Source organism: Mycolicibacterium helvum (assembly GCF_010731895.1).
Classification (GTDB): domain Bacteria; phylum Actinomycetota; class Actinomycetes; order Mycobacteriales; family Mycobacteriaceae; genus Mycobacterium; species Mycobacterium helvum.
On the sequence record NZ_AP022596.1, the window covers coordinates 3,769,731 to 3,794,628 of the forward strand.

The 24,898-nt window shown below is 66.6% G+C and carries 22 protein-coding genes; 12 read left to right on the top strand and 10 right to left on the bottom strand.

The window, feature by feature from the left end:
• Positions 1-66: 66 nt before the first annotated feature.
• Positions 67-3,225, top strand: coding sequence for an MMPL/RND family transporter (locus G6N38_RS17745; RefSeq protein WP_163749402.1), 3,159 nt, complete (start codon positions 67-69; stop codon positions 3,223-3,225).
• Here the strand turns inward: G6N38_RS17745 and G6N38_RS17750 are convergent.
• The 3 genes from G6N38_RS17750 to G6N38_RS17760 form a co-directional block, all read right to left on the bottom strand.
• On the bottom strand, positions 3,197-4,255 hold the full coding sequence (locus G6N38_RS17750; RefSeq protein ID WP_163749403.1) for a Gfo/Idh/MocA family oxidoreductase: 1,059 nt from the start codon (positions 4,253-4,255) through the stop codon (positions 3,197-3,199). The two genes, G6N38_RS17745 and G6N38_RS17750, sit on opposite strands and share 29 nt — an antisense overlap.
• The gene (locus G6N38_RS17755) at positions 4,252-5,097 is read right to left on the bottom strand and encodes a phytanoyl-CoA dioxygenase family protein (RefSeq protein WP_163749404.1); all 846 of its coding nucleotides are present in this window, start codon (positions 5,095-5,097) and stop codon (positions 4,252-4,254) included. Before G6N38_RS17755 ends, G6N38_RS17750 begins: the two co-directional genes overlap by 4 nt.
• A 144-nt stretch (positions 5,098-5,241) precedes the next feature.
• Positions 5,242-5,841, bottom strand: a complete 600-nt coding sequence (locus G6N38_RS17760; protein ID WP_163749405.1) for a class I SAM-dependent methyltransferase — start codon at positions 5,839-5,841, stop codon at positions 5,242-5,244.
• A 303-nt stretch (positions 5,842-6,144) separates the two neighbouring features.
• On the opposite strand from G6N38_RS17760, the gene G6N38_RS17765 reads away from it, so the two are divergent.
• Positions 6,145-7,677, top strand: a complete 1,533-nt coding sequence (locus G6N38_RS17765) for a PE-PPE domain-containing protein (protein WP_163749406.1) — start codon at positions 6,145-6,147, stop codon at positions 7,675-7,677.
• 16 nt (positions 7,678-7,693) lie between these two features.
• Here G6N38_RS17765 and satS read toward each other — a convergent pair whose 3' ends face one another.
• Positions 7,694-8,971 carry a protein export chaperone SatS gene (gene satS, locus G6N38_RS17770; RefSeq protein ID WP_163749407.1) on the bottom strand — a complete coding sequence of 426 codons (1,278 nt, stop codon included), beginning with the start codon at positions 8,969-8,971 and terminating at the stop codon, positions 7,694-7,696.
• Between the two features lie 44 nt (positions 8,972-9,015).
• Here satS and G6N38_RS17775 point away from each other — a divergent pair, with 44 nt between their 5' ends.
• Both G6N38_RS17775 and upp read left to right on the top strand, forming a co-directional pair.
• Positions 9,016-9,591 carry a YdcF family protein gene (locus G6N38_RS17775; RefSeq protein ID WP_163749408.1) on the top strand — a complete coding sequence of 192 codons (576 nt, stop codon included), beginning with the start codon at positions 9,016-9,018 and terminating at the stop codon, positions 9,589-9,591.
• Positions 9,592-9,610: 19 nt separating this feature from the next.
• Positions 9,611-10,234, top strand: coding sequence for a uracil phosphoribosyltransferase (upp, locus tag G6N38_RS17780; protein WP_163749409.1), 624 nt, complete (start codon positions 9,611-9,613; stop codon positions 10,232-10,234).
• On the opposite strand, the gene G6N38_RS17785 is transcribed toward upp, so the two are convergent.
• Together G6N38_RS17785 and G6N38_RS17790 are read right to left on the bottom strand one after the other, a co-directional pair.
• Positions 10,235-11,827, bottom strand: coding sequence for a phospho-sugar mutase (locus G6N38_RS17785; RefSeq protein ID WP_163749410.1), 1,593 nt, complete (start codon positions 11,825-11,827; stop codon positions 10,235-10,237). It abuts the gene before it with no gap.
• Entirely contained in the window at positions 11,824-12,282 is a 459-nt protein-coding gene (locus G6N38_RS17790; RefSeq protein ID WP_163749411.1) for a MarR family transcriptional regulator, read from the bottom strand. Before G6N38_RS17790 ends, G6N38_RS17785 begins: the two co-directional genes overlap by 4 nt.
• A gap of 86 nt (positions 12,283-12,368) precedes the next feature.
• Here G6N38_RS17790 and G6N38_RS17795 point away from each other — a divergent pair, with 86 nt between their 5' ends.
• On the top strand, positions 12,369-13,484 hold the full coding sequence (locus tag G6N38_RS17795) for an AbrB family protein (protein WP_163749412.1): 1,116 nt from the start codon (positions 12,369-12,371) through the stop codon (positions 13,482-13,484).
• Here the strand turns inward: G6N38_RS17795 and G6N38_RS17800 are convergent.
• A complete protein-coding gene (locus G6N38_RS17800; protein ID WP_163749413.1) occupies positions 13,403-14,188 on the bottom strand; it encodes a purine-nucleoside phosphorylase in 786 nt (261 codons plus the stop codon). The two genes, G6N38_RS17795 and G6N38_RS17800, sit on opposite strands and share 82 nt — an antisense overlap.
• Positions 14,189-14,225: 37 nt before the next feature.
• Here G6N38_RS17800 and G6N38_RS17805 point away from each other — a divergent pair, with 37 nt between their 5' ends.
• Genes G6N38_RS17805 through galE form a run of 3 tightly spaced genes read left to right on the top strand, consistent with a single transcriptional unit; the run spans position 14,226 to position 17,538 of the window.
• The gene (locus tag G6N38_RS17805; RefSeq protein WP_163749414.1) at positions 14,226-15,416 is read left to right on the top strand and encodes a M20 family metallopeptidase; all 1,191 of its coding nucleotides are present in this window, start codon (positions 14,226-14,228) and stop codon (positions 15,414-15,416) included.
• Positions 15,413-16,582 carry an amidohydrolase gene (locus G6N38_RS17810; protein WP_163749415.1) on the top strand — a complete coding sequence of 390 codons (1,170 nt, stop codon included), beginning with the start codon at positions 15,413-15,415 and terminating at the stop codon, positions 16,580-16,582. The genes G6N38_RS17805 and G6N38_RS17810 overlap by 4 nt, the downstream gene beginning before the upstream one ends.
• A complete protein-coding gene (gene galE, locus G6N38_RS17815) occupies positions 16,582-17,538 on the top strand; it encodes a UDP-glucose 4-epimerase GalE (protein ID WP_163749416.1) in 957 nt (318 codons plus the stop codon). The genes G6N38_RS17810 and galE overlap by 1 nt, the downstream gene beginning before the upstream one ends.
• Before the next feature lie 6 nt (positions 17,539-17,544).
• Here galE and G6N38_RS17820 read toward each other — a convergent pair whose 3' ends face one another.
• Entirely contained in the window at positions 17,545-18,027 is a 483-nt protein-coding gene (locus G6N38_RS17820) for a gamma-glutamylcyclotransferase family protein (RefSeq protein ID WP_163749417.1), read from the bottom strand.
• Positions 18,028-18,091: 64 nt separating this feature from the next.
• On the opposite strand from G6N38_RS17820, the gene G6N38_RS17825 reads away from it, so the two are divergent.
• From G6N38_RS17825 to G6N38_RS17840, 4 genes are read left to right on the top strand one after another with little or no spacing between them, the layout of a single operon-like run.
• Entirely contained in the window at positions 18,092-19,495 is a 1,404-nt protein-coding gene (locus G6N38_RS17825; RefSeq protein ID WP_163749418.1) for an NAD(P)H-quinone dehydrogenase, read from the top strand.
• Between the two features lie 11 nt (positions 19,496-19,506).
• Entirely contained in the window at positions 19,507-21,252 is a 1,746-nt protein-coding gene (locus G6N38_RS17830; RefSeq protein ID WP_163749419.1) for a glycerol-3-phosphate dehydrogenase/oxidase, read from the top strand.
• Positions 21,249-22,121, top strand: coding sequence for a pseudouridine synthase (locus G6N38_RS17835; RefSeq protein WP_163749420.1), 873 nt, complete (start codon positions 21,249-21,251; stop codon positions 22,119-22,121). Before G6N38_RS17830 ends, G6N38_RS17835 begins: the two co-directional genes overlap by 4 nt.
• Before the next feature lie 32 nt (positions 22,122-22,153).
• A complete protein-coding gene (locus G6N38_RS17840) occupies positions 22,154-22,699 on the top strand; it encodes a DUF1269 domain-containing protein (protein WP_163749421.1) in 546 nt (181 codons plus the stop codon).
• Here G6N38_RS17840 and nei2 read toward each other — a convergent pair.
• Both nei2 and G6N38_RS17850 read right to left on the bottom strand, forming a co-directional pair.
• Positions 22,668-23,435, bottom strand: coding sequence for an endonuclease VIII Nei2 (nei2, locus tag G6N38_RS17845; protein ID WP_163749422.1), 768 nt, complete (start codon positions 23,433-23,435; stop codon positions 22,668-22,670). The two genes, G6N38_RS17840 and nei2, sit on opposite strands and share 32 nt — an antisense overlap.
• A gap of 9 nt (positions 23,436-23,444) precedes the next feature.
• The gene (locus tag G6N38_RS17850; RefSeq protein WP_163749423.1) at positions 23,445-24,851 is read right to left on the bottom strand and encodes an HNH endonuclease signature motif containing protein; all 1,407 of its coding nucleotides are present in this window, start codon (positions 24,849-24,851) and stop codon (positions 23,445-23,447) included.
• Between the last annotated feature and the right edge of the window lie 47 nt (positions 24,852-24,898).

Genomic DNA, 24,898 nt, shown 5'->3' on the forward strand with positions numbered 1-24,898 from the left:
TCGCCACGAATTGCGTCGCCACCTCGTGATACATGTCCGGGTGTTCGCGCGATGTAACTTGGTGTGATGTCCAAGCGCGCCATTTTGAGGGGCGTGTCCGCGCATAGGCTCCTCACGGGCTTGGGTCGGATGATCGTTCGCCATCCTCTGCTGGTGATCGCTGCTTGGCTCGTTCTGGCTGGGGCCATGATGGCCCTGATCACCCCGTTGTCGGTCGTTTCGGCCCGCAACCCGCCGTCTTTCCTGCCCCAAGACGCTCCGGTGCTGCTCTCGGTCAAGAAAATGCAGACCGCATTTCACGAAGCCGACGCCGGTAATTTCGCGGCGATCATCCTCAGTAACGAGAACGGGCTGACGCCTGCCGACGAGGTTGCCTACCGAAAGATCGTCGACAAGCTCAAGGACGAGACCAAGAACGTCACGTCGATGCAGGATTTCGTGCGCACTCCGGAGCTGAAAGAGGTGATGACCAGCAAGGACGGGAAGGCATGGAATCTGCCGGTCAGCATGGCGGGCACCATGGGCGCGCCGGACGGCCAGGAGGCGTACCGCAACGTCATCAAGGCGGTCCAGGAGGCGGCGAAGGGGACATCGCTCGAGGTCAACGTGGTCGGTGGTGCCTCGACCATGGAGGATATGAACGCGATCGGTGCGCGCGATCAGCACATGATCGAGATCGCCACGGTTGGCCTCGTGTTCACGATTCTGCTGCTGGTGTATCGCAGCCTGATCGCGATGATGATGCCGTTGATCACCATCGGCATTTCGCTGGTGGTTGCTCAACAGGCCGTCGCCGGCCTCGGTGAACTCGGGCTGGGGCTCGGCCCGCAGACCATGATGTTGATGACCGGAATGATCATGGGCGCCGGCATCGACTACGGCGTGTTCCTCTATAGCCGCTATCAGGAACTCACCAAGGCCGGGCTGGCGTCGGACGACGCCCTGGTCGAAGCGCTGGCCACGATCGGCGAGGTGATCGCCGGTTCGGCGGGCACCGTCGCCATCACGTTCTTGGGGATGTCCTTCACCAAACTGGCGATCTTCTCCACCGTCGGCCCTGCCCTGTCGGTGACGATCTTCGTGGGCTTCCTGGCGTCGATCACCCTGCTCCCGGCGTTCATCGTGCTCGCCGGCCGGCGCGGATGGATCAAACAGCGACGTGACATAACCGGCCGATTCTGGCGGCGGTCGGGCGTGATGATCGTGCGCCGCCCCGTCCTGCTGTTGACCACCAGTGTGCTGATCCTGGGCGGGTTGGCGGCGACCACCATCAAGATGAACTTCAACTACGACGACCGCAAGAACCTGCCACAGGACTCCGCAAGCAACCACGCCTACGAGGTGATGGACAAGCACTTCCCGATCAGCAGCACGCTGCAGCAGTTCCTGTTCATCCAGTCGCCGAACGACCTGCGCAGCCCCAAGGCGCTGGCCGATATGGAGCAGATGGCCGCACGGGTCGCGCAGCTGCCCGATATCGACATGGTCCGCGGGATCACCAGGCCCACCGGGCACGTGCTCGAGCAAGCCAAGACCACTTATCAGGCCGGTGAGGTCGGCACCAAGCTGGGCGACGCCTCCAACCTCATCCACGCCAATGACGACAACCTCAGTTTGCTCTCGGGTGGCGCCGGAAAGATGGCCGACGTCCTCGGCCAGATCCGCAACCAAGTGGTGGGATCGATCGCCAGCGTTCGAGGGTTGACGAGTGCGCTGGACGCCATGTCGCAGAAATACGGCGGGTCCACGACGCTCGACCAGATCGACAAGACCGCCACGCTGGTGACCAGCATGCGGACCCTGGGCGACTCGTTGGGGGTCAGCATTCTGCGGGTTACGAGTATCAGCGACTGGGCCACTCCGATGGTCAACGCGCTGAATGTCAGCCCGCAGTGTGATGCGGATCCGGCCTGCGTCAACTCGCGATCAGACCTGCAGAAGATCGTCGACGTCAGTAACACCGATGCCGTCCACTCCATCGAGGCATTTGCCCGCGACTTGTCGGCGACCGACGGATCGCAGAAGCTCGACGATTCGGTTCACATGCTGAGCCAGAACGTGCAGAAGGCCACCGCGGCCGCTCGTGCGCTGGGTGTGGGTCAGCCGGGCGGGGTCGAGAAGAAGCTCAACGAGGCGGTTACGGGCGCCAACCAGCTTGCCGACGCGAGCCGCCAACTCGCGGTGGGTGTGCAGACCCTTGTCGACCAGACAAGGACTATGGGCTCGGGCCTGGATCAGGCCTCGTCGTTCCTGTTGGCGATGAAGCGGGAGGCGTCGGATCCGCCGATGTCGGGTTTCTACATCCCGCCCGAGGTCCTGACCATGGACGAGTTCAAGAAGGCCGCCAAGCTGTTCGTGTCCGAGGACGGCCATTCCGCGCGCTACCTGGTCCAGACGGCGCTCAATCCGTTCAGCACCGCGGCGATGGATCAGACCAAGACGATTGTCGACACCGCGATCGCGGCGACGCCCAATACGCAGCTGGCCGGTTCCGAGATCTCGATGCTGGGGTTCTCGTCGATCAACGCCAACGTCCGGGATTTCTATGACGCCGACTTCGTCTACATCCTCTGCATGACGTTGGTCGTGGTCTTTCTGATCCTTTTCTTGCTGCTGCGCGCGGTCGTCGCACCCCTGTATCTCGTGCTGTCGGTGGTGCTGTCGTACGGCGCCGCACTGGGCATTGGCGTCGTGCTGTTCCAGTTCATCCTTGGCCAGGAATTGGCTTGGGGTGTACCGGGAATCGCGTTCATGGTGCTCGTCGCCGTCGGCGCCGACTACAACCTCCTGCTGATCTCGCGGATTCGCGATGAGGCGAAATACGGTGTGCGCTCGGCAGTTATCCGCACTGTCGGTGCCACCGGCGGGGTGATCACCTCGGCGGGCCTGATCTTCGCGGCATCGATGATGGCGCTGACCGTCAGTAGCGTCCTCACGGCGGCGCAGATCGGCTTCGTGATCGGGGTCGGCCTGCTCCTGGACACCTTCCTGGTGCGCACCCTCACGGTGCCGGCAGCGGCCGTGCTGGTCGGCGACGCCAACTGGTGGCCCTCCAAACCGCCACGCGTCAAGCTCAAGGCCGCTCGGATGGCTGCCGCGACGGCCACGGCCTCAGCTGCGGCGACCGTGGCGGTACTCGACGAAGACCTCGAAGAAATGGCCGAAGACTTCGATGACGCGGAAGAGGACGAGCCTCTTACCGACCTCCACCCCGAAGTCGAATAGCTGAAGCCGGCAGCCACGGGGTGGCGCGGGCAGCCCAGCTGACCAGGTTGTCCGCCACGGCGTCCTCGAGCCGGTACCGGGTATTCACCGGGTCGGATCCAATCCCCGGGTCGCTGCGCTCCTGCCCGCCCGGCTTCCACAGCGACGAGATCACCTGGCTCAGCCCGTCGATGCGGAGCACGTTGAACTCGGAATCGTCTTCGAGCTCCATCGCGTTGATCGCCGCGTGGTGCGGAAGGTCGATCTTCATCAGCGTACCGAGCCCGTCGATGGCGAACCCGGTCAGTCCGGTGTCGTCTTGCAGGCGAACAAGCTTGGCGCCCTGAGCATTTGGGATCTCGTAGCCCATGGGGTGTCCGGTCAGGATGGCCTTGCTGCCGGTGACGACGAACGATCCTTCGCCCTGGCGGTACGGCTCGCGAACCTCGCCGGTAATTCCGCCGCGGAAGCGGTAGTTGATGTTGACGCCGCCTGGAACACGCTGACTGCGGGCCGAACTCGGCGGCAGGAGGCCCAGCCAGGATCGCAGGAGTGCCAATGCGTGGTAGCGATAGCCCATCTCGGACATCGAGATTCGGCTGACCTCGCCGAGCGCACCCGAGGAGATGGCGTCGCCGACCAGGCGGTACTGCGGCATGTTCATGAAGTCTTCGCCGATCCGGATCTGCGACCACTTCCGGAACTGAGTCAGTCGCGCAAGATCTTGGAGGCGCCCGACTCCTGGGGTATCGATCACCAACGCGGCCCCGGGTGCCAGGTGGGCGATGGACTTCAGCACGGCAACGTTGTTGGTCAGCGTCACCGACACCAGTGCGAGGTCGATGTCTCCCGGGCGCAAGACCCGTGGGTCCTCGATGGCCTCCACGCCCCATCGCTGTGCGGCGCGTCGTGCATTCTCATTCGTCCGAGAGTGGATTCCGACGACCTCGACGTGGGAACTCAACAGATTCAACGCCGGAAGGAAGGCGTTGCGAACTCGGTATCCGGACCCGACGACGAGCGCCCGCAGCCGGTTACTGGGCTGGGTCACACAACGCCCGCGGCGGCCAGCACTCGAAACCCGACGGTCTGGGCGCGGATATAAGTCGCCTGCGCCCGCGACAACTCGTTCTTCGTGGTCGGCGGCAGCGGGGTGCCAGCCGGAATCTCGCCGCGGTCCTGCAGCGGGGCAGTGCTTCCCACCCGGCGCTCGTCGATCAGGGCGAGCAGGGCCGGATCAGTCAGGTGCGCGCGGGCATCCTGAAACTCGGGCAACCCGATCCGGTCGTTCGGCAAGCCGGCGGGCTGGAACGAGACCTTCAGGACGCGCCGGCGCAGTGCACCGCGGTTGGGTGACGCACGGTGGAAGTAGGAGCGATTCCACATCGCTGCGGTGCCGATCGGGCCGACCAACTGCACCGCATCGCCGCCCGCGCGCATGCCGTTGTTGGGCCGGTGCGGGTAGAACTCGAACGCACCATCCCCCTCGCCGACCGGCGACAGCAGGATGAAGATGCTGATGAAGGAAGGGAAATCGGGGGTGTAGGCGCCGATCGTCTCGGTATCGCGGTGCCAGCCCAGCGGCTTGTCGCGGTGAATGTGCGGCCTGCCCTGATTGGCGGCGACCTCGTAGCTGTGGCAGTGGTAGAGCAGGGCTGACGGGTGGATGCCGGCGATCACCCGGCGGACGGGCTCGCTGAACAGCTCGGCGAATATGCCGGTCTCGGCCAGCGCATCGGCATTCGCATACGACCGTCGCTCACCGTCGGCTCCAGCGAAGATCGGATCGAGCCGGCGGTTCCAGTCTTCGACCATCTCAACTGGCCAGAGCCCGGTCAAATCGGCGATGCCCTGGTTTGCCAGCAGGTCAGGCAAAGTCAGTGTCGACGTCACCAGTGATACCTCCCTCAGGCCATGACGATCGGCCGCGGCCAGCGTGGAATTGAAATCCGCGATGCAACGCTACAGGCTATCGGCGCTGGCTGCGAGGGCCGGAAGTCACCTGCAACCGGAAAGTGACGCGGCGCCGGGCGTGGACTACTTGGCGAAGACGAACAGCCGGTGCTGGTACCCGTCGGCGTTTGCCCAGTTCTCTTCGTGCAGGCTCGAGTAGCCCCGCTCCCGGAAGAGTGACCGAACTTCCTCTTCCTGGTAGCTGTTCAACCAGCCTCGGCTGATCCGGTCGACGGCACCGAGCTTGGTGCGCCGGAACTGATCGTTGGTGTCGGGGCAGCCGTAGGAGATCACGCAGCGCGGTACGAATGTCGATAGCCAGTCGATCACCGCCGGCACGTCACGAAGGTACTCCAGGACCCCCATGGTCACGGCAACGTCGTAGGTGTCCTCGCGCAGCTCGGGCAGTGGGCGCTCGTTGAGGTCGCAGACGATCGTTCCCGGGCCCCGGTCGACGAGATCTGACGGTGTGTAGGTGCACGACGGGTCGAGGTGCTTTTCGAGGGTGCGGGTGCCCGCACCGAACTCGATTACCCGGCTGCCGGCCGGGATCAGCTCGGCGGCCCGTTGTGTCCGCGGCTCCCAGTCGGAGTACAGATTGCGGGTATCGGCCCAGCGCTTGTAGTCGGTCTTTTGGCGCAGTGCCGCGATGACCCCCAACTTAGGGATATGGACTCGGCTCACTGAATATTCACCCCAAGGCTCGTCGTTTTCAGAAGGCTAGCATTCTGCACTCTGGCGAAAGGAGGCGGTTTGCGGGAGAAGCTACGCCGGTGTCAATTCGTGACCTGCTGATTCGGGCCGGTGAACCGTTGGTTTACCCCGATTGTCCTCGGCGGTTGCTTCCCGGCCGGCCGTCTGGGTGCTGCGGTGGCCTCTGACGGACACGTGGCTGGGTGCGTTTGCTGATAGAGTCTTGCAGGCCTGGTCGGGGCAGGCGTGTTCTCTCGTCGTGCGTGGTTCTGACCGAGATGGGGAGTGGCCGACATGCGCCAAGCAGCTCGCAGCTCTGCAGTGGGAATCGCTGCACTGGCAGTCTTCCTGTCCGTGGCCCTGGTGTCGACTACGACGGCGGCCTTCAAGCTTCTACTCACGGGCACAACGGTTCTCGCGATGGGCGGCACGGGCCATTCGCTGTCCCCGGCGGAGGACACGAGCGAGTTCGTCCAGAACTACATCGCCACGGCGATCGGCAATTACGTCGCCCCCGCATCGACCCTGGCCACCGGTATCCCGTCGGGTCCCTACAACGGGGTCGGTGTTGTCACCCCTGAACAGTTCGCGCCGGACACCGGCACGTTGACCTTCGACCAGTCGGTGGCGCTGGGCCGGCAGAATCTGGATAACTGCATCAAGGGCACGTCGTGCAACTACAACACCGAGGTGGGTTCCGTCGCGCCGGCCCCCGGGGACGCGTTCGTGGTGTACGGCTTCTCGCAGAGCGCGACTATCGCAACGCTTGAAAAGCGGTCATTGGCGGCGGATTACGCCTACGGCGACGGTCCGGACGTCAGCTTCGTGCTGATCGCGAACGGCAACCGGCCGAATGGCGGCTTCCTGTCACGCGGGCCGGCCGGTGTCACCATCCCGTGGTTCCTGCAGTTTGGCGGGGCGACGTTCAGCGGCCCGACCCCGACCAATACCCAGTACGCCACCGTCGACATCGCGGCGCAGTACGACGGCTGGTCGGATTTCCCGATCAACCCGCTGAACCTGCTGGCGGTTCTGAACGCGAAGATGGGCATCGATTATCTACATCTCGGCGGTACCTACGACGACACCACTCTGACCGACTCGGGCGTCATCGACCAGGGCCAGTACGGGGACACCCACTACTACCTAATCTCGACCCCGGTGCTGCCCCTGCTCATGCCGCTGAACAACCTCGGGTCGCTCGGCCATGCGCTGGCCGACACCCTGGACGCTCCGCTGCGGGTGATCATCGAATCGGCCTACGACCGCAGCACAAGCCCGGGCAAGCCGACATCGTGGAACATCTTCTACTTCGAGAATCCGGTCAAGTTCGCCACTGATCTGGCCATCTCGATCCCGACCGGCTTGGACAACGGGATCGAGGACCTCTTCGGTGTCCGTCCGTTCCGAACGACGCGGCCAGGGCCCTATGGCGTCGGCGGCGCCGACGTCACCTACACCGACACGGAAACGACTGATACCGCCAGCGCCAGCTCGACGGAGACGACGTCGACGAGCACGTCGACCGGGGCCAGCACCGAATCGACATCCAAGGACTCGTCTTCGTCTTCGGCGTCGGCGTCGGCGTCGGCGTCGGCCACAGATTCCACGACATCGACGAGCACGAGCAACGGTGTTGGCCACTTCAAGCCGCACACGTCGACGACGTCATCGAAGACCGCCAGTGCGGCAGCGTCGACTACAAGCAGCTCCAGCTCGAGTTCAAGTACTTCCAGTTCGGGCTCGGGCTCGAGCTCGACTAAATCAACCCACAGCGGCGTCGGTTCCTCCAAGCGGGCCAAGGCCAGCGCGGGCGCGAGTTCCTAGCCGGTTAGCCGCGCGGCTATTCGCGACGCAGCCGCGACTCCACAAACCGCTCGATCTGTTCCCACTCCTTCACCGCTGCCGCGTACGGCCCGGCGGGGCGGGAGTTCTCCTCGGGATCGAGCACGTAATCGACCAGCTTGCCCAGCGGATGGTCCTGCGCCAGCAGCCGGTCGACGAGGTCCTCCTCGGAGTACTCGCCGACGTCGCGGACGAACTCGATGGCCAGCTCCAGCTGGTCGCGGTCGATTGCGTCAGGCCCGTCGGAGATGTCGTCGGACAGCCCGGTCAGTATGTAGATGTTGTCGTCGGTGACGTCGACCCGCAGTGAGCCGTCGGTGGCCGCGGTGTGGATGTCGTCGTAGGTGCTCAGGTCCGCCAGATCGTGGTCGCGCTGGTCGGCCAGCGAGCGGGCCAGCGCACGCTCCGATCCGAACACGCTGATCCTGCCGTTACGGCCGAGGAAGATCGGCCGGTCGTCGAAGTAGCAGCGCAGCGTGTACACCGTTCCCAAGCTGAGGGTGATGCGTACCGGGTCGATCCCGACCTCGGCCCAGAAGTCCGCGTCGCTGCCGAGCACCACGGCGTCCTGCGGGGCCCGCGCGGTGACGGTCTCCTCGGCGTCCGACTCGACTTCTGCGTCGTCGGTGGCGTCCTCGTCGGCCTCGGAGTCCACCGGCTCGTCGGTCTCGTCCTCGTACGGCTCGTCGAGCTCGTCGGCGGCCACCTTGGCGGCCCGCTCGTCGACCTCGGGGACGGTGATGACCTCGTCGATCGCGGACAGCACGCCGTCCCACCCGCGGCCGACGATCTCACCGACCACGCTCCAGCGCTTGAGGCCCGGCTTGCCGCTGAACTGCTCGATGCCACCGGAGAGCAGGCCCAGGTTGGGGTTGCCGTTGAAGAACCGGGTCACGGCCGGCAGCTCACACACCGAACCGATCGAGGAGACGACGGCCATGGTGTTGGCCAGCGCGGTCACCGACTCTTCGGTGGGCTTCTCGGACAGCAGTTCCTCGACGGAGATCAGGTCGACCTCGCGGTCTTCCTTCGGCTCCAGTTTGTGGGCGTTGGCCGCGGTCAGGTCCTCCCACGCCGGGTGATCGGCTAGGTCGTTGTCGGTGTTCGTGCGTACGAACGCGGCCAGGTCGGCCACCGACTCGAAGGCGAAGAGGTCCTCGTCCTTGCCGAGGAACGCCTCCCACTCGTCGCCGCCGTCGCGCCACCGGGGCGCCCACAATGTGTACAGGTCACCAGCAGTCACGCCGATGCGGACCGGAACGAGCTCAGCAGCCATGCCGCACAGCCTAACGACGCTTGCTGACGGGTAACCTGCCCCCCGTGGGGAGATGGGGTCGGGCACTGTCGATTGTGGCGGTGATCTGCCTGGCGATCGTCGCCACCCTGGGCGTCACCGGATTCGTCCTCTTCACCCGCCCACACGCCGATCCGCTGACCAAAGCCGACGCGGTCATCGTGCTCGGCGGCGACAATGACGGTCGTCTTCAGTACGGTCTGAGCCTGGCCGAGCAGGGCTACGCCGACACGGTTGTGCTGTCCAATGCCTATGGCGACAAACCGGCGGACCTTCATGATTTCGAGCAGGCGTGTGCATCCGGCACAGCGATGATCACCGTGCTCTGCTTCACCCCATCGCCGTACACCACCCGCGGTGAGGCAATGCACCTGGCTCGGCTTGCCAAGCAGCACAACTGGACTCATGTGATCGTGGTGTCCTGGAACTACCACATGGTGCGGGCTCGCTACATCTTCCACCAGTGCTTCGACGGCGACGTCACGATGCGGCCGGTGCCGCGCTCATATGACTTCACCCTGGTGCGCTGGGCATGGGAGTACGCCTACCAGTACACCGCTTTGATCAAGGCATTCGCGCTGGGCTGCGATCGGGCCGGATAGCTCACTACAGTTTCTGCGCATGGATGTGTGCGTGATCGACCACCCGCTGGCCAAGGCACGGCTGACCACCCTGCGCGACAAGCGCACCGAGAATCCCGCCTTCCGGTCCGCACTTGCCGACCTGACGCACATGCTGGTGTACGAAGCCACCCGGGATGCGCGCTGCGAGGACGTCACCATTGACACCCCGATCACCGAAACCACCGGCTCACGCCTGGCGGCGCCGCCGCTGCTGGTTCCGGTCCTGCGCGCCGGGCTCGGGATGGTGGACAAGGCGAGCGCGCTGATTCCCGAGGCCCAGGTGGGTTTCGTCGGTGTCGCCCGTGACGAGACCACCCACCTGCCGACGCCCTACCTGGAGTCACTGCCCGACGACCTGAGCACCCAGCCAGTCATGGTGCTCGACCCGATGCTGGCCACCGGCGGCTCGATGGCCTACACGATCGGACTGCTGCACGATCGCGGTGCGCGCGACATCACTGTGGTGTGCGTGGTGTGCGCACCGGAAGGCATCGCCGCGCTGGCGGAAGTCGCCCCGAACGCCCGCCTGTTCACCGCCACCATCGACGACGGCCTCAACGACATCGCCTACATCGTGCCCGGTCTGGGCGACGCCGGTGACCGCCAGTTCGGTCCGCGCTGACTACCAGTTCCGCACGGACTCCAGCAGCCTGTCCTGAACGGCCGCTGCGCGGCTGCGCGCGTCGGCTAGATCCGTGCTGACCGCCTGGCCAACCTCGGTGTAGCACTTGACTTTCGGCTCGGTTCCCGACGGGCGTACCACCACCCGCACCGAGGTCTGCTGATTGCCACCGGTGAGGAACACGGCATCGGCCTGCTCGGTGACCTGCACCGGAAAGCCCGCGAGCTCGGCTGGTGGAGCGGTGCGCAGCCGGGCCATCATCGCCGCGGCCTCGCTGGGGTCGGCGACCCGCCGGGAGACGGCGGCCGTGGTATGAACGCCGTGCCGTACTGCCAGTCGGTCGAGCGCGGCCGGGATCGAACTGCCCTGTGCGGCATGATGTGTCATCAGATCACAGACGAGTACAGCTGCGCTGATGCCGTCCTTGTCGCGGACGGCCGCCGGGTCGACGCAGTGGCCGATGGCTTCCTCGTAGGCGTAGACCAGGCGGTACCCGGGTAGTCCGGCGTCGGCGCGGGCGAGCCATTTGAACCCGGTGAGAGTCTCGACGTGCCGAGCGCCATAGTCGGCGGCGATCAACCCCAGCAGCTGCGAGGAGACCACGCTGCTGGCCACCACACTCGTGGCGGCCTGTTCGGGCGGCAGTGTGGACAGGATGTAATCACCTAGCAGCCAACCGGTTTCGTCGCCAGAGAGCATCCGCCAGCCGTCGCCGACAGGAATGCCGACGGCGCAGCGGTCGGCATCGGGGTCCAGCGCGATCGCGACGTCCGCTTCAACCTGCTCGGCCAGCTCCAGCAGCGCGTCGGCGGCGCCGGGTTCCTCCGGGTTGGGGAAGCTCACCGTCGGGAAATCGGGGTCCGGGGCGAATTGGCTTGCCACTGTGTGCACATCGTCGAACCCGGCGGCCTGCAGCGTGTGTACCGCGAGTTCGCCGCCGACCCCGTGCATTGCCGTCAGCGCCACCCGCGGTCGTCCCTGGGAGGTCCGCCGCAGCGTTACCGCGCGGGCGATGTAGGCGGCGATCAGGGTGTCATCGCTGGGCTGCGCCGGCATGCGGGCTATCTGGTCGGCAAGCGGTGCACTGGCGATTGCGGCCTCGATATCCCGGTCGGCGGGCGAGATGATCTGCAGGCCGCCGTCGAGGTACACCTTGTAACCGTTGTCGCCCGGTGGGTTGTGTGAGGCGGTGATCTGCACTCCGGCGGCGGCACCGGTGCTCCGGACCGCGAACGCGACGACCGGAGTCGGCACCGGATGCTCCCAGGTGATCACCGAAAAGCCCTGGGCAGCAAACACTTCGGCTGCCGCGACGGCGAACTGTGCCGACCCGTGCCTGGCGTCACGGCCCACCACGACGGTCGAGCCGCCCAGGTGCCGGTCGGTCAGCACCCGGGCCAGCGCCCAGCTGACCCGCAGCACCACCGCGAGGTTCATCGCGTCCGGGCCGCCGCGCACCGGCCCGCGCAGGCCGGCGGTGCCGAACGTCAACGGCCGGGCGAAGCGGGCGGCGAGCTCGGCGGGATCCAAGGCGGCCAATTCGGCGGCGGTGACCGGATCCGGGTCGTGGGCGATCCAGTCCTCGGGGGTCACGGCACCGATTGTGCCCCGCGCTCGGCGTCGGCGAGCTTGCGCAGTACCGGCGCCGTGAGCATCAGCAGATTGAGTTCCAGCTCGCAGAGGTGATCGCGCATGGACTCATACAACCAGGCGTCGCGCTGAGCCCGGTCGTGCAGCAGCAGGTCCAGCCCGCCACCGGTGAGCTCGATGAGCTGGCGGCGGCGGTCGGCGTCGTCGGGCCGGCGGGAGATCAGCCCGCGGGACTCGAGCTCGTTGATGCTGTCGGTCAGCGACTGGGCCCGAACCTGCAGCCGGGCGGCGATCTCGGCCGGTGTGGTCACCCCGGCCCGGCTCACGTCACCGAGGACCTCGAGCTGGCTGAGTGTCAGCCCGTTGTCCGGGCGGTGCCGGCGTAGCTGACGAGCCAGCGCCATCATGGCTTCCCGCAGCTCGGTGGCTGCGGCCGCTGGCGCGATACTTACAGTCATATTAGAAGTTATACCTTGTTAGTCAGTGATCAAGTTCGCGTGAATCGTAGGTAACGCCCGAGAGAAAGCAAGGGCATACTTGATATATGCGTTGGGCCTTGTTGGTGATCGTCACGATCGGGGTCACCGTGCCGCTGGACCGGCTCGATGTCCCGTCGGCGGCCTTGTTTGCTGCTCTGCTGGTCGGCATCGTGCTGGCGATTGCCCGGCTGGCGCCCGCCGGTGTGCCGCGCGTCGCGGGGCTGGCGGCCCAGGGGGTGCTCGGGGTCTACATCGGCACCATGGTGCATTCCGACGCGCTGTCCGCCCTGGGCCCGCACTGGCCGGTGGTGATCGGCGTCGGCGTGGTCACGCTACTGCTCAGCATCGGCGCCGGGGCACTGCTCGGATTGCACCGGAGCATCACTGCGCTCACCGGCGCGCTGGCGCTGGTGGCCGGTGGGGCGTCTGGTCTGGTGGCCATCGCGCGAGAACTCGGTGGTGACGATCGCGTCGTCGCCGTCGTGCAATACCTGCGAGTGGCGGTGATCACCGCGACGATGCCCGTCGTCGTCACCCTCGTCTACCACGCCGACAGGTCCTCGCATGCGGCCGCTGCGTCGCCCCAATCTCATTCGGCTCCTTGGTATCTGAGCCTGATGTTGATGATCGCACTCGTGGTCGCCGGATCCGTGGTGGGCCGGCTGGCGCGACTGCCCGGCTCCGGTCTGCTCGGCCCGATGGCGCTGACCATCATGGCCGAACTCGGCGGGTGGTCGTTCGGTGTGACCGTGCCCGCATTGCTGGTCTCGGCGTCCTACATGCTGATCGGCTGGCAGGCCGGGGTGGCCTTCACCCGCGAATCGCTGCGCGCGATCGAACGGTTGCTGCCTGCTGCGCTCGGGCTGATCGTGCTGCTCAACGTCGCCACCGCCGGCCTGGGCGTGGCGCTGTCGAAGATCGCAGGGATCAGCATGCTCGACGGATACCTGGCCACCAGCCCGGGCGGCATCTATGCCGTGCTGGCCACTGCGGTAGAAACCGGCTCGAACGTCACGTTCATCATCGCTACCCAGGTGCTGCGGGTGCTGCTGATGTTGTTCGCCGCACCTCTACTGGCCCGCGGTTTCGTGCGGCTGGCCTACAGGCGCGCCAGCACTGAGGCCAGCAGTGATCCCATTGCGGTGGCCGACGCCCGACCTGCGGCCAGCACCTCGTCGTGACTGAGCGGCTGGCCGGTCATCCCGGCTGCCAGGTTTGTCACCAGCGAGAACCCAAGGACTTCGGCGCCGGCAGCCCGCGCCGCGATGGTTTCGTGCACCGTCGACATGCCCACCAGGTCGGCCCCGAGCGTGCGGAGCATCCTGATCTCCGCGGGCGTCTCGTAATGCGGGCCCGGCACGCCCGCGTACACACCCTCGGTCAGGCTCGGGTCGACGGAGCGGGCCAGTTCCCGCAGCCGGGGTGAGTACGCGTCGACAAGATCGACGAACTGTGCCCCGATCAGCGGCGAGCGGGCCGTCAGGTTGAGGTGGTCGCTGATCAGCACCGGCTGTCCGACCTGGTACTCGGGTCGCAGGCCGCCCGCTGCATTGGTCAACACCACGATCTTGGCGCCGGCCGCCCGTGCGGTCCGTACCGGATGGACGACGGCCCGCAGGTCATGGCCCTCGTAGGCATGGATCCGGCCGAGCAGTACCAGCACGTTGTGCGACCCGAGCGGCACCGAAAGCACGCGTCCCCGATGCCCGAGTGCCGACGGGGGAGTGAAGCCGGGGATCGCCGACATCGGGATCTCGGCCACCGGCGTTCCCAGCGCCGCGGCCGCCGGCGCCCAACCCGACCCGAGGACCACGGCGACGTCGTGTCGCTCGACGCCGGTGTGCTCGGCGATCACCGCTGCGGCGTGCTCGGCGTCTGGACTCACAGCCTGCGAGCCTATCTGGCAATGCGATACTTCGTGGATGCCTACCGCCACCGCGTCGAGCCGCGTCGAGGACGTGGTGGCGGCGCGTCGGGGCGACTTGATCGAACTCTCCCACGCCATTCATGCCGAGCCGGAACTCGCGTTCGACGAGCACCGCAGCTGTGCCAAGACCCAAGCGCTGGTGGCTGAGCGTGGATTCGAGATCAGCGCGGCGCCCGGTGGTTTGGACACCGCGTTCCGGGCCGACTTCGGTTCGGGTCCGCTGGTGATCGGGATCTGCGCGGAGTACGACGCGCTGCCAGGTATCGGCCACGCGTGTGGGCACAACATCATTGCGGCCTCAGCGGTCGGCACCGCGCTGGCGCTGGCCGAGGTGGCCGACGAACTCGGGCTCACGGTGGCCCTGATCGGCACGCCCGCCGAGGAATCCGGCGGCGGCAAGGCCCTGCTGATCGAGGCGGGGGTGTTCGATGACGTCGCGGCCGCCGTCATGCTGCACCCCGGGCCGGTCGACATCGCCGCGGCACGTTCGCTGGCGCTCTCCGAGGTGATCGTGACCTACACCGGCCGCGAATCGCATGCGGCCGTCGCCCCGTATCTGGGTGTCAACGCCGCCGACGCGGTGACCGTCGCGCAAGTGGCGGTCGGGTTGCTGCGCCAGCAGATGGCACCCGGCCAGCTGGCCCACGGCATCGTCACCGAGGGTGGCTCGGCGACCAACATCATCCCCGGCCGGGCGCGGCTGCAGTACACGATGCGGGCCGTCGATACCGGCTCGCTGCGGGGGCTGGAAGCCAAGATGCGCGGCTGCTTCGCGGCCGGGGCGATCGCGACCGGATGCGAGCACGAAATCGCCGAAGCCGCACCGCCCTACGCCGAGCTGACCCCCGATGCGTGGTTGGCTGAGGTGTTCCGCGATGAGATGACGAAGATGGGCCGCAACCCGGTTCCGGCCGAGGTGGAAGTCGCAATGCCGTTGGGGAGTACGGATATGGGCAATGTCACGCAGCTGCTGCCGGGCATTCACCCGGTGGTCGGCATCGAATCCCACGGCGCGGTGATCCACCAGCCCGGTTTCACTGTCGCTGCGGCGGGGCCCAGCGGCGACCGCGCGGTCACTGAAGGTGCAATCATGTTGGCCCGCACGGTTGTTCAGTTAGCGCAGACGGCCATCGAACGGGACCGCGTGCTGGAGTTGAGGGACCGACGGGGGGAGGATCGCCGATGAGCATCGCCGACGCGTGCGAGTCCTGGCTGGCCGCGCATTTCGACGATCTTGTGCAGTGGCGCCGCCACATTCACCGCTATCCAGAGCTGGGCCGCCAAGAGTTCGCCACCACCCAGTTCGTCGCCGACCGATTGGTGGAGGCCGGGCTCAACCCCAAGGTGATGCCCGGCGGCACCGGGCTGACGTGCGACCTCGGCCCCGAGCACGCGCCGCGGATCGCGTTGCGCGCCGATATGGATGCGCTGCCGATGGCCGAGCGCACCGGTGCCCCGTACAGCTCGACGATGCCGAACGTCGCACACGCGTGCGGCCACGACGCCCACACCGCGATGCTGATCGGGGCCGCGACAGCGCTGGCGTCGGCGCCCGAACTGCCGGTCGGCGTCCGGCTGATCTTCCAGGCCGCCGAGGAATTGATGCCAGGCGGAGCGATCGACGCGATCGCGGCCGGCGCGCTGGTCGGGGTATCGCGGATCTTCGCGCTGCACTGTGATCCTCGGCTGGCAGTCGGCCAGGTCGCGATCATCCCAGGCCCGATCACCTCGGCGGCGGACTCGATCGAAATCGCGCTCCACTCGCCTGGCGGCCACACGTCGAGGCCGCACTTGACGTCGGATCTGGTGTACGGGATGGGCACCCTGATCACCGGGCTGCCCGGTGTGCTGTCCCGCCGGATCGACCCGCGGCACAGCACCGTGATGGTGTGGGGAGCGGCCAACGCCGGTGTAGCGGCCAATGCGATCCCGCAGACCGGGACCCTGGCGGGCACCGTGCGAACAGCCAGCCGGGATGCTTGGGTCGGCATGGAAAGCCTTGTACGAGAGACGGTCTCAGGACTGCTCGCCCCCCTCGGTATCGAGCACACCCTGCAGTACCATCGCGGTGTGCCGCCGGTGGTCAACGAGGAACGCTCGACGCAGATCATGACGCACGCCATTGAAGCGGTCGCTCCCGACGCGCTGGCCGACACTCATCAGTCTGGTGGCGGCGAAGACTTCTCCTGGTATCTGGAAGAAGTGCCCGGCGCGATGGGGCGCCTCGGGGTGTGGAGCGGTCGCGGGCCGCAGCTCGACCTGCACCAGCCGACATTCGACCTCGACGAGCGGGCGCTCGCGGTCGGGGTTCGCGTTCTGGTCAATATCGTCGAGCAGTCGGCGGGGTACTGATGAAGCTTCTGGTGACCGGCGGCGCCGGGTACGTCGGCAGTGTCTGCGCCACGGTGCTGTTGGAGCAGGGGCACGAGGTTGTCGTCGTCGACGATCTGTCGACGGGCAACGCCGACGCTGTCCCGGCCGGGGCGCAGTTCGTTGAGGCGGACATGGTCGAGGTCGCACCGAAACTGCTCGGCGACGGATCGTTTGATGGCGTGCTGCACTTCGCCGCGAAATCGCTGGTGGGGGAGTCGGTGGCGGAGCCGGAGAAGTACTGGCACGGCAACGTGGTCAAGACGCTGGCACTGCTGGAGGCGATGCGCGCGGCCGGCACATCGCGGTTGGTGTTCTCCTCGACCGCGGCGACCTACGGTGAGCCGGAATCGGTGCCCATCACCGAGGACGCGCCGACCAGGCCGACGAATGCCTATGGTGCCAGCAAGCTCGCGATCGACCATGCGATCACCTCGTACGCCACCGCGCATGGCCTGGCGGCGACCAGCCTGCGCTACTTCAACGTCGCCGGTGCCTACGCCGACTGCGGTGAGCGTCACGCGACTGAGACGCATCTGATTCCGCTGGTGTTGCAGGTGGCCACCGGCCAGCGACGCGAGATCCTGGTGTTCGGCACCGACTGGCCCACCCCGGATGGCACGTGCATCCGCGACTACATCCACGTGCGTGATCTGGCCGATGCCCACCTGCTCGCACTGCAGACTTCGAAGCCGGGCGAACATCGAATCTACAACCTGGGCAACGGAACCGGCTTTTCGGTCCGCGAGGTGATCGCCTGCTGCGAGCGGATCACCGGCGGGCCGATCGCGGTGCGTGATGTCGAGCGCCGGGCCGGTGATCCGGCTGTGCTGATCGCGTCGAGTGAGAAGGCCGTCACCGAACTCGGCTGGAAGCCGCAGCGCACAACCATCGACGAGATCGTCAGCGACGCTTGGGAGTTCACCCGCTCGCGTTGACAGGTACTAGCCGCCGCTGGTCCCAGGGCCGACGTTGCTGGCTGGGCGGGTGCGCAGGTCGTGTACGTACTCCGCTGGGGCGCCGGCGATCTCGGCGGCATCGGCCATCACGCCGATGTAGCGCGCCGAGGGTAGTCCACCCTCCCAGGCGTCCAGTACGTAGAGCCAGGCGAGCACGGGATCGGTTGTGGTGTCAGTGGATTCACATTCGATGCGGCACCTGATCTTCTTGTGGAAGCCCAGCTCCGAACCTTCCCAGCGGTCCAGGTTCTGCTCGTCGGCAGGCGTCATGTCGTAGAGCACCACGAACACCTTTTCGTCGGGATCCTCGACCAGGGTCGCCAGTGCGCCCTCCCAGCCGATGTCCTCACCGGCGAAGGTCAGCCGCCAACCGTGCAACCAGCCGGTTCCGGCCATCGGGGAATGCGGCGCGCGCTCCAGCATCTGTTCGGGATGCATGTTGGACCCGTAGGCGGCATAGAGCGGCACGGAGGAAAGCCTAGAGCGTCCCCACAGCGGGAGCGCAGCGAGTCGGGCGATTAGATTGGTCGCTGTGGCGACGCGGATCGTGATCATCGGTGGGGGGCCGGCCGGCTACGAGGCCGCGCTGGTCGCAGCGGGGCGGGCCGAGGTGACCGTGGTGGACTCCGATGGCATCGGCGGTGCTTGCGTTCTCTTCGACTGCGTGCCGTCCAAGACGTTCATCGCCTCGACCGGGGTACGCACCGAGCTGCGCCGGGCCTCCGGCCTGGGCTTCGACATCGGCATCGATGACGCCAAGATCTCGTTGCCCCAGATCAACAACCGGGTGAAGACCCTGGCTCGCTCACAATCCGCCGACATCGGCACGCAGCTGCTGCGCGAGAAGGTCAACGTCGTCGCGGGCCGCGGCGAGCTCATCGACGCCGTCCCAGGAATGGCGCACCACCGCGTGAAGGTCACCACGCCCAACGGCCAGGTCGGCGTCCTCAAGGCCGATGTGGTGCTGATCGCCACCGGCGCGAGTCCCCGCGTCTTGCCGAACGCGGCACCCGACGGCGAGCGGATCTTGACCTGGCGGCAGCTCTACGACCTTCCTGAGCTGCCCGAACACCTGGTGATCGTCGGGTCCGGGGTCACCGGAGCCGAGTTCTGCAACGCCTATACCGAGCTCGGCGTCACCGTCACCGTGGTGGCCAGCCGCGACCAGATCCTGCCGCATGAGGACAGCGACGCCGCCGCCGTCCTGGAAGAGGTCTTCGCCGAGCGCGGGGTGACGCTGGTCAAGAACGCCAGGGCTTCCTCGGTGCTCCGCACCGATGACGGGGTCAAGGTCACGATGGCCGACGGCCGCGTCGTCGAGGGCAGCCACGCGCTGATGACCGTTGGCTCGGTACCCAACACCGCTGGTCTGGGGCTTGAACGCGTCGGCGTCGAGCTCGGCGGAGGTAACTACATCCCGGTCGACCGGGTCTCCCGGACGGCGGCCTCTGGCATCTACGCCGCCGGCGACTGCACGGGGCTGCTGCCGCTGGCGTCGGTAGCAGCGATGCAGGGCCGTATCGCGATGTACCACGCACTTGGCGAGGGGGTGGCCCCGATTCGGCTGCGTACGGTGGCCTCAGCCACCTTCACCAGGCCCGAGATCGCCGCCGTCGGTGTCCCGCAAACTGCCATCGACGATGGTTCGGTGCCTGCCCGCACGATCATGTTGCCGCTGAACACCAACGCCCGGGCCAAGATGTCGCTGCTGACGCGTGGTTTCGTCAAGATCTTCTGCCGGCCGGCTACCGGTGTGGTCATCGGCGGCGTGGTGGTGGCCCCGATCGCCTCCGAGCTGATCCTGCCGATCGCTTTGGCGGTCCAAAACCGCATTTCGGTGACTGATCTGGCCCAGACGCTGTCGGTCTACCCGTCGTTGTCGGGGTCGATCGTCGAGGCTGCGCGCCGTCTGATGGCCCACGACGATCTCGACTAGCCTGGGGCGTTATGAGCGACCCGATCTCTAGACCGGGCACCGGTCAGACCTTTCTCGGACCCTTCGAACGTGCGCGCGCCTGGGAGCGACTGGGCAGCGAACAGTTCGACGTCGTCGTCGTGGGCGGCGGTGTGGTCGGTGCGGGCTGCGCACTGGATGCCGCGACCCGCGGGCTCAAAGTGGCCCTCGTCGAGGCACGAGACTTCGCATCGGGAACGTCGAGCCGTAGCTCGAAGATGTTCCACGGTGGGTTGCGCTACCTCGAGCAGCTGGAGTTCGGTCTGGTACGTGAGGCACTGCACGAACGCGAGCTGTCCCTGACCACCCTGGCGCCGCACCTGGTCAAACCGCTGCCGTTTCTGTTCCCGCTGACCAAGCGGGTGTGGGAGCGGCCGTACGTCGCGGCGGGCATTTTCCTCTACGACCAGCTCGGTGGCGCGAAATCCGTTCCAGCGCAAAAGCATTTGACGAAATCCGGTGCACTCCGGCTGGCGCCTGGTCTCAAGCGCAGTTCGCTGGTCGGCGGTATCCGCTACTACGACACCGTCGTCGACGACGCCCGGCACACCATGACCGTCGCACGAACCGCCGCCCATTATGGCGCGGTGGTGCGCACGTCGACTCAGGTGGTGAAGCTGCTACGCGAGGGCGACCGGGTCATTGGGGTGACGATCCGGGATTCCGAAGACGGCTCGATCACCGACGTTCGCGGCCACGTGGTGATCAACGCCACCGGGGTGTGGACCGACGAGATCCAGGCGCTGTCCAAGGAGCGCGGCCGGTTTCGGGTGCGGGCGTCCAAGGGTGTGCATGTCGTGGTGCCGCGGGATCGCATCGTGTCCGAGGTGGCGATCATCCTGCGTACCGAGAAGTCGGTGCTGTTCATCATCCCGTGGGGTACGCACTGGATCATCGGCACCACCGACACCGACTGGAACCTCGATCTGGCGCACCCGGCTGCGACCAAGGCAGACATCGAGTACATCTTGAGCCACGTCAACACCGTGCTGGCCACGCCGCTGACCCACGATGACATCGACGGTGTGTACGCCGGGCTGCGGCCGCTGCTCGCGGGGGAGAGCGAGGAGACCTCCAAGCTGTCGCGCGAGCACGCGGTGGCGGTGCCCTCGCCGGGGCTGGTCGCGATCGCGGGTGGCAAGTACACGACATATCGGGTGATGGCCGAGGACGCGGTCGACGCGGCGGCGGAGTACATCCCGGCCCGGGTGGCACCATCGATCACCGAGAAGGTGCCGCTGATGGGCGCGGACGGATACTTCGCGCTGATCAACCAGACCCAGAGCGTGGGGGCGGGGTATGGCCTGCATCCCTACCGGGTGCGGCACCTGCTGGACCGGTATGGCTCGCTGATCGGCGAGGTGCTGGCGCTGGCCGCCGACAAGCCAGAACTGCTCGAGCCGATCACCGATGCGCCGGTGTATCTCAAGGTGGAGGCCGCCTACGCCGCCGCCGCCGAAGGGGCGCTGCATCTCGAGGACATCCTGGCCCGACGGATGCGGATCTCGATCGAATATCCACACCGCGGGGTGGACTGCGCTGCCGAGGTCGCAGGCGTGGTCGCGCCGATCCTGGGCTGGAGTGAGGCTGACTGTGCCCGCGAGGTCGCGACGTACATCGCGAGGGTGGAGGCCGAGGTGCTATCGCAGACCCAGCCCGACGACGAGTCGGCCGACGCATTGCGAGCGGCCGCACCGGAGGCGCGGGCCGAGATTCTCGAGCCGGTGCCGCTGAATTGAGGCGACGGCGCCCGGCACCACTCCCGGATCGCGACGGTGTGGGCCCGGCGCGGGTGCGTCTGCGCGGCGGGGCGGTGCTGGTGGAGCTGGCTGACCGGTTCGGTGATGGTGCCGCCGAAAAGGTGTTCGCCGGCGAGGTGGTCGACGCCGACGGGGCGGTGATCACCCCTTCCACCGTGCTACCGCCCGGCGCGCACGTCTACCTGTACCGAGAGCTGCCCGACGAGGTGGTGGTGCCGTATCCCATCCCGGTGCTCTGCCGAGACGACAACATCGTTGTGGTGGACAAGCCGCATTTCTTGGCGACTATGCCGCGCGGCGGGCATGTCGCCCAGACGGCCTTGGTGCGGTTGCGTCGCTCGCTCGACCTACCGGAGCTCAGCCCGGCGCATCGGCTGGACCGGCTGACCGCAGGGGTGCTGCTGTTCACGGTTCGCCGAGAGGTTCGGGGTGCCTACCAGACGCTGTTTGCCCGCGGGCTAGCGCGCAAGACGTACTTGGCTCGGTCGTCTGGTGTGACTTCGGTGGCGTTGCCGACTGTCGTGCATAGTCGAATCATCAAGCAGCGCGGCCAGTTACAGGCCATTGAAGAGCCGGGTGAGCCGAACGCAGAGACATTGGTGGAGGCGCTGGGCGACGGGTGTTATCGGCTGAGTCCGCGGACGGGACGTACGCATCAGCTGCGGGTGCACATGGCGTCGCTAGGTCTGCCGATCGACAACGACCCGCTGTATCCGCGGGTGCTCGACGTCGCTGCTGACGATTTCTCCGCGCCGCTGCGGTTGGTGGCGCACCGGCTGGAGTTCGAGGATCCGTTCACCGGGGAGCTGCGGTCGTTTGTCAGTCGGTCAGGTGCCATCGGGCCCTAGTCGTCGTGTGTGAACTGCGTCACGCTGTTGGTATGGACGATGATCATGAACTGGTGTTGGTGGCCGCCTACACCGATCTCGACCGAGCCCGCGCCGATTTCCATGATCTCGGCAAGCGGATCAAGCACGGTATGGAGTTGCGCGCCGCCGCACTGGTCACCAAGGATGCCGACGGGCACCCAGAGGTCGTTGAGGCCGAGAATCGGCACGGCCGGGTCGCACTGGGGGTCGGCGCGAGCCTGGGACTGCTGGTTGGCATGTTGATCCCGCCGATCGGGCTGTCGGTACTGGTCGGCGGTGCTGCGGCAGCGTTGGTCGCGGCGGTCGCCGAGCACGAGCTGCGGATCGGGCTGCGGCACGAGGTCGGGGAGGCTCTGGAAGCTGGCACCGGTGTGGTCATCGCCGTCGTCTATCCGAACGGGCGGATCCCGGTTGAGATCACTCTGTCGCACGCGGCGAAGATCGCGGCGCTTCGGATGGACAAGTCCACGATCAACAGCATCGAGAAGACGGTCGCCGAGGCGATGGCCGGTGCCGACCATCCGATCACCGCTGGCACGACGGGCACCAATACGTGACGCGCTCTGAGTCGGAGGACTCGGCGCGAAGGATCGCTGTGCCGCAGCGGTGGCACGGCTCGCCGGCTCGGCCGTAGACCCAGAGTTCTTGCCCGCGTCGGCGGTTGCCGGTGGTGGTGCGGTCGAAGCGGGCACGATTGGCCCACAACATTTTTTGCGCCTGGTTCACGACCCGCAGCGGATCGGTGAGGCTGCTGACCGGGCTGATCGGCAGCCGGCCGAACACGAAACACAGCTCGTTGGCGTAGACGTTCCCGACACCGGCCAGGTTCCGTTGATCGAGCAGTGCGGCGGCGATCTGCCGGTCGGGATCCTTGGTCAGATTGGCCGCAGCCAGCTCCGGATCCCAGTCGTCGCCGAGAAGGTCGGGCCCCAGGTGTGCGACGACGTCCATATCGTTGTCCCGGTCGAGTACCTCCAACACGCCCAGGTCGATACCGAGTGCCTGAATCATGGCGGTTTCCAAGATGATTCGGATCTTGTGAGCCTGCCGCGCCGGTTTGCCCCGGGGTCCCACGCGCCAGGCGCCATCCATCTTCAGGTGTGAGTGGATGCTGGCCGGGCCCACCCGGATGAACAGGTGTTTGCCGCGACTGACTACCTCGTCGACGGTGTTGCCGCTGAGATCCACGGTGGCGTAACGCGGTACGCGGATATCGCAGCGGGTCAGCGCTTTACCGACCAGCGCGTCGCGCAGGTTGGCGGCGGTGTGGAAGACGGTGTCGCCCTCGGGCATGGTTCCAGCCTAGAAGGGCGGTGGATGGGCAGCGGCTCTGGCTTCGTTGAGCCCACGTTCCCACCGGATTCGATACTCCCGCTCTTGGGTTCGAGTTCTCCGGCGGGCCGGCATCATCAATCCGCGCCCGGGCCCGCGTGCCTGGGGTGGCGGGTCCGGCAGGTTCAATTCTTCGCTGCGCGCGAAGAGCTGCGGAAAGAACAGTGCGCCGCCGGGTTTGGCGGTGTACGTACGACCCGATGGGGACGTCCAGATGACCGTGCCGTCGGGCAGTTGACGGTCAGCCCAGCCACCCTGGCCTGCATAGAAGGTCTTCAAGAGATGATGCGCCCGGCAGAGCAGCTTGAGGTTCGATGGGTGCGTCGGTCCAACCGGGTAGGGCACCGTGTGGTCGATGTCGGCAATATCGGCCGGGCGGTCACACCCGGGGAACCGGCACGTCAGGTCGCGACAACGGATGAACTCCGCTAAGGCGGTCGACGGCCGGTAGTGCGGTTCGGCGCTCAACTCCTTGCCGCCGATCACGGGTCGCAACGTGGCTCGTGCGGCCAAGGCTCGCACGGTTTCGGCGGGAATCGCGCCGTAGCCGGGCAAGAGTGCTGGGGCGTTGCCCTCGCCGGTGACAGTCTTCGCTTCGGCGACAAGGTGGATGACGATCTGTGCCGGCTCACATTGCGCACCCGATTGGGCGGGGCATTCGCCGGAGCCGCAATCACAGGTCATCGTCGAAGTGCCAGTTATCAACGAGCCCAGCGCATCGGCCCGGCGCTGGCGGGCAGTTCGGGAGTCGTCCCGGCACACCGTCGCAGCAAGTTGGTCTAGCCGCTGGTCGAATGCTGCGCCGTCGGCCGCGCGAACCCGGGCCCAAATCTCGGCCATTCCGTCATTGCCGGGCATGACCTCGACATGCCGGTCTTCGTCGGCGTTGCGCGCGGTGCGCACGGCATGGGGATCGAGCTCGATGATGAACCAGTCGATGATCTCGGCGATTTTCTTCCGCGAGAACGCGTTCCACTGTTCGGCATTCCCTGTAATTCGCTCGTCGATGGCGCCGAGAATGGCTGGGTCGCGAACCAGTCCGGTACGAAACGTAGCGGCCACCACGATGCGGAACTCAATCGCACCCGAGGCGAACAGTGCGCCCAACTTCGGTAGCCGCTCAATGAGCTGCAGCCCATAGTCCATTTCATTTGATGCGCGGCCGCGGCTGACTCCCAGCTCGGCGGCCACTTCAGCGGCGACCGCCTCCCAATTGTCGATACACCACTGGGCACGCTCGGCCGCGTCGACTCGACTCATCCTGCGCTGACACAGCCGGCCTGCCGCCAGCACCCGATGGGCGATCCCCAACCGTTCAGTGCGCTGCCCCTGGCGCATGGCGTCCAGGAGGTCGGCATCGTTCGATCGTTCGAACATGTGTTCTACACTACGCGTCGGGGGTGACAAGTTTCGACGACGTTTCT